General features: G+C 64.5%; 6 protein-coding genes and 5 tRNA genes. 8 read left to right on the top strand and 3 right to left on the bottom strand.

Annotation, left to right across the window (positions count from 1 at the left end; genetic code table 11):
- Nucleotides 1–50 precede the first annotated feature (50 nt).
- From AC36XV_RS06130 to AC36XV_RS06115, 4 genes are all read left to right on the top strand, one after another.
- A tRNA-Lys gene (locus AC36XV_RS06130) sits at nucleotides 51–123 on the top strand.
- A 22-nt stretch (nucleotides 124–145) separates the two neighbouring features.
- Nucleotides 146–220: transfer RNA gene (locus tag AC36XV_RS06125), tRNA-Arg, on the top strand.
- Between the two features lie 228 nt (nucleotides 221–448).
- Nucleotides 449–1,522 carry a thioredoxin domain-containing protein gene (locus AC36XV_RS06120; RefSeq protein WP_492202796.1) on the top strand — a complete coding sequence of 358 codons (1,074 nt, stop codon included), beginning with the start codon at nucleotides 449–451 and terminating at the stop codon, nucleotides 1,520–1,522.
- A gap of 7 nt (nucleotides 1,523–1,529) precedes the next feature.
- Entirely contained in the window at nucleotides 1,530–2,213 is a 684-nt protein-coding gene (locus tag AC36XV_RS06115) for a phosphatase PAP2 family protein (RefSeq protein WP_492202795.1), read from the top strand.
- Between the two features lie 42 nt (nucleotides 2,214–2,255).
- Here AC36XV_RS06115 and AC36XV_RS06110 read toward each other — a convergent pair whose 3' ends face one another.
- The gene (locus AC36XV_RS06110) at nucleotides 2,256–3,926 is read right to left on the bottom strand and encodes a BamA/TamA family outer membrane protein (protein WP_492202794.1); all 1,671 of its coding nucleotides are present in this window, start codon (nucleotides 3,924–3,926) and stop codon (nucleotides 2,256–2,258) included.
- A 135-nt stretch (nucleotides 3,927–4,061) separates the two neighbouring features.
- Between AC36XV_RS06110 and AC36XV_RS06105 the strand changes: the two genes are divergently transcribed.
- On the top strand, nucleotides 4,062–4,475 hold the full coding sequence (locus AC36XV_RS06105) for a COG3650 family protein (protein ID WP_492202793.1): 414 nt from the start codon (nucleotides 4,062–4,064) through the stop codon (nucleotides 4,473–4,475).
- Here AC36XV_RS06105 and AC36XV_RS06100 read toward each other — a convergent pair.
- The gene (locus AC36XV_RS06100; protein WP_492202792.1) at nucleotides 4,472–5,074 is read right to left on the bottom strand and encodes a hypothetical protein; all 603 of its coding nucleotides are present in this window, start codon (nucleotides 5,072–5,074) and stop codon (nucleotides 4,472–4,474) included. The genes AC36XV_RS06105 and AC36XV_RS06100 overlap by 4 nt on opposite strands.
- A gap of 189 nt (nucleotides 5,075–5,263) precedes the next feature.
- Here AC36XV_RS06100 and AC36XV_RS06095 point away from each other — a divergent pair.
- The 3 genes from AC36XV_RS06095 (at nucleotide 5,264) to AC36XV_RS06085 (ending at nucleotide 5,574) form a co-directional block, all read left to right on the top strand.
- Nucleotides 5,264–5,349 (top strand) — tRNA-Leu (locus AC36XV_RS06095).
- 4 nt (nucleotides 5,350–5,353) lie between these two features.
- Nucleotides 5,354–5,438: transfer RNA gene (locus AC36XV_RS06090), tRNA-Leu, on the top strand.
- Between the two features lie 62 nt (nucleotides 5,439–5,500).
- Nucleotides 5,501–5,574, top strand: a tRNA-Arg gene (locus AC36XV_RS06085).
- Between the two features lie 143 nt (nucleotides 5,575–5,717).
- Here AC36XV_RS06085 and AC36XV_RS06080 read toward each other — a convergent pair.
- Nucleotides 5,718–6,725: a phosphoribosyltransferase family protein gene (locus tag AC36XV_RS06080; protein ID WP_492202791.1), complete on the bottom strand. Its 1,008-nt coding sequence runs from the start codon at nucleotides 6,723–6,725 to the stop codon at nucleotides 5,718–5,720.
- Nucleotides 6,726–6,891: the final 166 nt, after the last annotated feature.

The following is a 6,891-nucleotide window of genomic DNA, read 5'->3' as shown; positions in this document are numbered from 1 at the left end:
TCGGCTCCACTTCCGCCCGGACGGGCGACCGACGCACCGCGCGGTAACGCGCGCCGCTAGCTCAACAGGCAGAGCAACTGGCTCTTAACCAGTAGGTTCGGGGTTCGAGTCCCTGGCGGCGCATTTCGGAACAGCAGGAAGACGCGCGCTCGTAGCTCAGCCTGGATAGAGCGTCTGCCTCCGGAGCAGAAGGTCACAGGTTCAAATCCTGTCGGGCGCATGAAGAGAAGTTGAGGCCACGTCGGTTTCGGCGTGGCCTCTTCGCATCCAGACCGCCGCAGAACGGATCTCCGTTTGGTTCTGCCGCGTGCCTGCCAGGGGAGAATGGAGAGAAACCGACGGGCCGATTGGCCGCGCGGATCCGGAGCCCCGCAAGTTGTTGCGCCGGATCGCGTCCGTTACGTTCGTTGGCCGCTGTTCAGAGCAGCCAAACACCGAAGGAATCGATATGAAGATCGGAATCTGGCCCGCCATCGGGCTCATCGCCTTCACCGCCCTGGTGACGTGGGGGATCTCCCGACCGCAAACCGCCTCGCTGGGTCCGGCCGGGCAGCTCGAGCAGGGCGAAGTTCTCGCCAGGATCGGTGACTACGAGATCACTAGGCAAGAGGTCGAGGAAGTCGCCCCGGACCAGTTCATCCAGGTGAAACAGCAACTGTACGATCTCACGTCGCGGGCTCTCGACCAGGCGATCGACATGAAGCTCGTGGAGCTCCAGGCCGAGGAGGAAGGGATCGATGAGACCGCGCTGCTCGACCGGGAAGTGGGTTCGAGGGTCACGCAGCCGACCGAGGCGGAGATCGATTCCGTCTACGAGGCCTATGCCGACCAGCTGAATGCTCCGCTGGACAGCGTCGCCCCGGCGATCATCGGGTTCCTCACCCGACAGGAGCGAACCGTCGCGATGCAGGCCTACGTCGCGCAGCTGAGGGCTCAATACGACGTGACGAACCTGCTGGAGCCGGCGCGGATCGACGTGGAGGCGATCGGTCCGAGCCAGGGGCCGGAGAACGCACCGATCACCCTGGTCGAGTTCTCGGACTTCGAGTGTCCCTTCTGTGTACGCGTCCTGCCGACCCTGGAACAGGTGCGGGCGACCTACCCGGACCAGGTGCGCATCGTCTATCGCCAGTTCCCGCTCAACTCGATCCACCCGAACGCCCAGCTGGCAGCCGAAGCGTCTCTTTGTGCGGATGCCCAGGGCATGTTCTGGGAGATGCACGACGCCATCTTCGAAGTTCGAGGAAAGGCGAACGCGGAAGAGCTCAAGGCGATGGCCGCGGATCTCGGCGTCGATCCGGAGCTCTTCGACGCCTGCCTCGATTCGCGCGAGTACAGGGACCGCGTCGCGGAAGACCTCGAGGCGGGTCGTCAGGCGGGAGTGACCGGTACCCCGGCCATCTTCATCAACGGTCGATTCCTGAACGGCGCCCAGCCGTTCACCGTCGTGCAGCGCGTGATCGAGGACGAGCTCGCACGGTTGGGCGCCGCGGGCGAGAGCCGCGGAGCTTCGGGAAGCTGAGGATCGCTTGGGCCGACTTCTCCTCCTCGTCGCGGTCGTTGCCGCCGTCGTCTTCACGGCTTTTCCGGACATCGATCTCTGGATGTCCGCTCAGTTCTTTCGACCCGGGGACGGCTTCTACCTGAAGGAGGCCGGTTGGGCGGTGGGCCTGTACGAGGCGGTGCCCATCATCGCGATCGCGATCAGCGTGACCTGCATTGCGCTTCTTTTCAGCAACCGATTTCGCGGCCGCCAGATCGGCGGTTTGTCGAACCGCTTTCTGGTCTTCGTCCTCGTGGCCCTCGCCGTCGGACCGGGCCTCGTCGTAAACGCGGGATTCAAGGACCACTGGGGTCGTGCGCGCCCGCGCGACGTGACCGAGTTTTCCGGCGACAAGCGATTCACGCCGGCGCTACGGCCGACGAATCAGTGCGAGCGGAACTGTTCGTTCGTGGCGGGGCACCCGTCCGTGCTCTTCTGGCTGGCGGCTCTGGGGTATGCGGCGGTGAAAGGCCGGCGACGAAACGAGATCTTCCTGCTCGCTGCGACACTCGGCCTGATCGGAGGATTCGGCCGGATCGTCCAGGGAGGTCATTTTCTCAGCGACGTCATCTTCTCCGGCATCGCCGTCTTCACGGTCGTGTGGCTGCTCGCCACCCGGGTCTTCAGGCTGGACGACCGACCGAATGAGCTCGAGCAGGAGCCGGCGTAGCCGGGATGCCCGGCCCCAGGTACCCGCTGACGTCCGGCGGTCCTAAGGAAAGATCCACCCGGCGCCGAAGCTGATCACCCATCGGCTGCCGGTCACGTCCGATCCGAACCGGTATCCGATGTCGATCCGTCCCGTGTCGGCGATCGAGGTTCTCGACCAGCCCGTCCGAAGTCCGATGCCTACGGCGCCGCCCCATCTCGGAGACTGGTTCGCGTACCAGGCGCCCCCGTAGTCCAGGAAGCTGGCCAGCCCGATGCCGGCCAGCCCCAGGACCCGGTCGAAGACGTACCAGCGATGCTCCAGCGTGCCCCATAGCGTCCGCGTGCCGACGAACGAGTGAGGCGCCCAGCTGCGCGGCGGATACTCGAACCCCAGATCGAATTCCTGTCCAGGCGGTGGGTTCTGCAGGATGCCCGCGACGGCGTGAAGGACCGTCGCGTGTCTCTCACCCGGTTTCTGAGCGAACGTCGCCTGCACGACCACGCGCCCGGAGTCCAATCCTGCCGAATTGAACAGGCCGTTGGCTTCCAGCCTTCCATGCACGAATCCGCTGCCAAGCTCGGAGCCCGCCTGCATGGCGAGCGCCGGGCCGAGCCCGGTCTGCTCGTACCCGAAGGCGTTGTGGGCCAGGTTGAGGCCCAGCGCGAGTGTCTCGGAAAGATCGATGTCCTCGGTCGCGAAACCGTTGAAGAACCGGGTGACCATGAAGTGTGATCTGCGGTACTCTCCGAAGACGCCGACGAATCCCTGCACGGTGTCCGGCACCGCCATCGACGTGTCCGCCACCAGGACGTACTTCTGCCTTCGATACTCGCCGAGGACTCCGATCCGGGTATACGCGCGCGGAGTCGCACGGGCGGCGAAGCCCGCCACCAGGCGATGGGCGCCGTAATCGCGCCAGTATCGGGTCGTATCCGTGACCGTGCTCGACTCGACCCGGTACTGGAGTGCCTGTCGGGCGCCGGCCTCGCCGTTGTAGAAGACGGCGTAACGATCGCCGAAGGACCGCCACGGATCGCCCGCGAACCAGTCTCCGAAGTTTCCATCAGACAGCGCGAAATACCGCCCACCGGCATTGATCTCGCTGCCCGCGACTCTGCGGACGTTGGCCGCGAACTCGAATCCGTCCCGGTCGACATCCTTGCGCCACGCCGCATGACCCAGGTTGCCGGTGCCGAGTACGTTGGACTCCGTAAGGCCGAAGCGCCCCGTCCACGTTCCGTCGCTTGCGATGTTCAGCTGAATGATGGGCTTGGTGCTCCAGGCGTCACGCGTGTGCACCCGGGTCACGAATTTCCCGTCGACGGTCAGCGTATCCACGTCGACCTGCCGGAACAGGCCGAGGGTGCGGAGATTCCTCTCCGTTTCGTCAGCCAGAACCGAATCGTACGGCTGTCCGGCCTGCAGAAGGATCTCTCGCTCGACGACGAATCGCTGCGTCTTGATCCGCAGGCCGTTGGCGAGCCGGAAGACTCCCGTGTTTCTCGCCTCGGTCGGCGAAAAGACGTTCTCGGTCACGATCGCGATCGAGTCCACGACCGGTCCCAGCGTGTCCGCCGGCACGACGGGCACGTCCTGGCCGCGGACCGACGTGGCGAGCGTCAGCAGCCCGACCGCGAAGCCCGCCACGGCGAGCCGGCGTCGCCGGGCGCCACCGACCGGGGGGGCGTCCCGCAGCCACCTCTTCTCGTGACACCCAGGGAGCGGAACCAAACGATCTCCGGTATATGACCTACCCGATGGACCTGCACTCGACGATCGAAAAAGATAACTTGGCGGGGGTTCGGTCACATCCACGCGCTGTGAGCGCGCTGTGCCCTACATACGGCTCGAACGGGAGAGACCATCATGCGGCGATCTCTGGGGTACGTGTTCATGGCCCTGTGGATTGCGGCCTGTGCTCCTTCGTCCGAATCCATCGTGACCGGTGCGCCACCCCTTCGGGCCTTCGGAAACGAGCCCTTCTGGAACGTGGAATTGTCGGAGGATGGCGGCATGGTCTACTCCCGCCTCGGCGAGCCCGGGATCACGTTTCCCTACGCCGAGCCCAGCCGCTCCGGGGACTCGATACAGGTTCTCCAGTACGGACCCGTGACCGACGCTTCGGGAGATCACCAGATCGAGGTTCGGATCGAGGAGGAGGATTGTCCCGATACGATGGCCGACCTCATACACCCGATGCGGTCTACCGTGGTGGTGGATGGCGAGACGCTGCGCGGCTGTGCCCGACCGCTCGATGACGTGCCCGAGGAGCGACCCTAGCTCTCTTCGCTGCCCTCCACTCGCTGTGGAGCCTCGGGTTCGAGCCACTCCAGAAACGTCGCGGATTCCCAGACGAGAAGAACCTCATCCGAGCCCCGCTGCACGATCACCGTGATCACCGCTCCGTTCGACGGATCGACCCACTGGTTCATCCATTCCCCCTCCCCGTTCGCCACCGCGGTGCAGAAATCCTCGGTGAACGGATAATCGAAGCTCTCCGCCGGGGTGAGAAGCGGATAGGCCAGCTTCACATAGTCCCGATAGGTCCGGTACTGGCCTTCACAGTCGCCTTCGTCGATGTGCAGCTTCACGACGTGCTGTCCTTTGACCATCCCGTGCGCGCCCAGCAGCGCGTAAAAGGCCACGCCCGGTTCGTCGAGCAGCGCCTCGCGGTAGGCGAGCACGATGATGCCGTTGTCGAGAGAATCAATCTTTGCCGGTTCCCCGTAGCGGGCCCTGATGTCCGACTCCGTGGCTCCCCACGGGATGCCGTTGAACCCGTCGATCGAACTCGACGCTCGATGCTGGGCCTGGAGGGTCGAGACGGTGACCAGCAAGAGCAGAAACGCCACGACGGCATCGATCCGGGCGGTCTTCATGGGCCCCTCCACGGAGGGCAAGGCTTCGCTTGCGCACGGGGACTTCCCCATTAGATTACCCCGCCCTTCGCAGGCCGGGTCCGGGAAAGGTCGATCAACTCGACCGGGTCCGCAACGCGAGGGGTGAGTCTTCCATGGATCCCGGAGGCGATCGCCCTGCCCGCTCGGGCCACGGATCGGGAAGTACGAGCTCGGGTGGCGGAATTGGCAGACGCGCAGGATTCAGGATCCTGTGGGAATAATATCCCGTGGGGGTTCGACTCCCCCCCCGAGCATTGGGCCCAGGTGGCGGAATTGGCAGACGCGCCAGCTTGAGGGGCTGGTGCCCGTTTCGGGCGTGGAGGTTCGAATCCTCTCCTGGGCATGCCGAACGTTGGACGACGCGGCTCGAGCGCGCTCAGCGCCTGAAGCCGCGTTTTTGACCGAGCGCCCGTAGCTCAACTGGATAGAGCACCTGACTACGGATCAGGAGGTTGGGGATTCGAATTCTCCCGGGCGCATAAGGACGCACCCCTTTCTTCCGCGAGTGGCGCGGTGGGAAGGGGTGTTCTCGTTCCGGTCCGATCTGCCCACCGATACTCGCTTCAGGAAGAGACACCTTCTGAGAAGGAATAGTGCCGGTGCGTCTTGAGCGGCCGTCGGCTCAGGCCGCCTGCCTGCGGCGTTTGGTTCTGCGTCGCTTCAACCACGCGAGAATGGATCCCCTGTGCCTACGGATCCAACGGAGCCTCGCGCGAAACGAGGTCTCTTCCTGTAGGCCCTTCAGAATATCGGCTTTGGACTCTATCCGGGCCGTGTACAACCTCATCGCGTCGGTACAGATAACGGGCCTCGCCGTCATCTCGGCGATCTCCCGCGCCTGTTGGCGGTTGCTCTCGAGGAAGATGATGGCGCGGGCTTCGACATATGCCTCTGCCTTGAAGGCGGCATGTCGTCCGGCCGCGATCCTCTCGGCCTTCGTGGCGTATTGCATCATCACCAGGTGGCCGTACTCGATTCCGTGGCGAGCGAGCCATTCCTCCGTAGCGGCACGGTATTTTTCCAGCCGGGCCGTTACGAGCGTGCCGATGGGGAAGGCCGGGCGGATCCGTGGACGCACCGTGCTGATGAACTCTACGTAACGGGGGCCGTCGTCGTTCTCGGCTTCGGTCGGATCGCGGCACAGAAGACCGTCGATATCCACGCAGGCGTCACCCAACATGGCGTGGTGCATCAGATTCCACTCGAACATGCGCGGGTAGGAGAGCGAAGCCCAATGATGATCCACGAGCGCCTCGCTTCCGGGCTTCACGTACACCGCTGCGTAGCTGATCGAATGCGGCGTGTGCGCCCCTTCGATCAGGGCGCGCACCTTGTTCAGCTGCCGGCCCGTGAGCACGCTGTCGTCGACCACGAGGACGCGCCGGGGGCTGCGGAGAAGAGAATCGTCCCCCGGGGCCGCGAACCGCCTTCCACCTCCGAGGATGTGACCGGAGAGAAGGCCCTCGACATCGGTCATGGGGACGTGCTTCAGCAGCGATATGAGACTCGCCACGAGAAGTCCGCTGCGCGGGATGCCGACGACGACCTCGAAATCACCGGGAAGCGTATCCAGCCACGACCGGATATCTCGCCCCAGGTCCTCAATGCTCCGGAAACAGAATTCTCCCAAGAGCCCGTCCCTTTCTCATTGTCCCGAGGCTTCGATCCGGTGAGCAGCTGCCACCCAAAAGTACAACAAAACACTCGGAGCAGGGTCCTTTCCCGGGCGCATAAGGACGCACCCCTTTCTTCCGCGAGTGGCGCGGTGGGAAGGGGTGTTGTCGTTCCGGTCCGAT

Source organism: Candidatus Benthicola sp. (assembly GCF_058719085.1).
The sequence above is the reverse complement of the archived record's forward strand: the minus strand, read 5'-3'. Positions and strand labels throughout refer to the sequence as shown.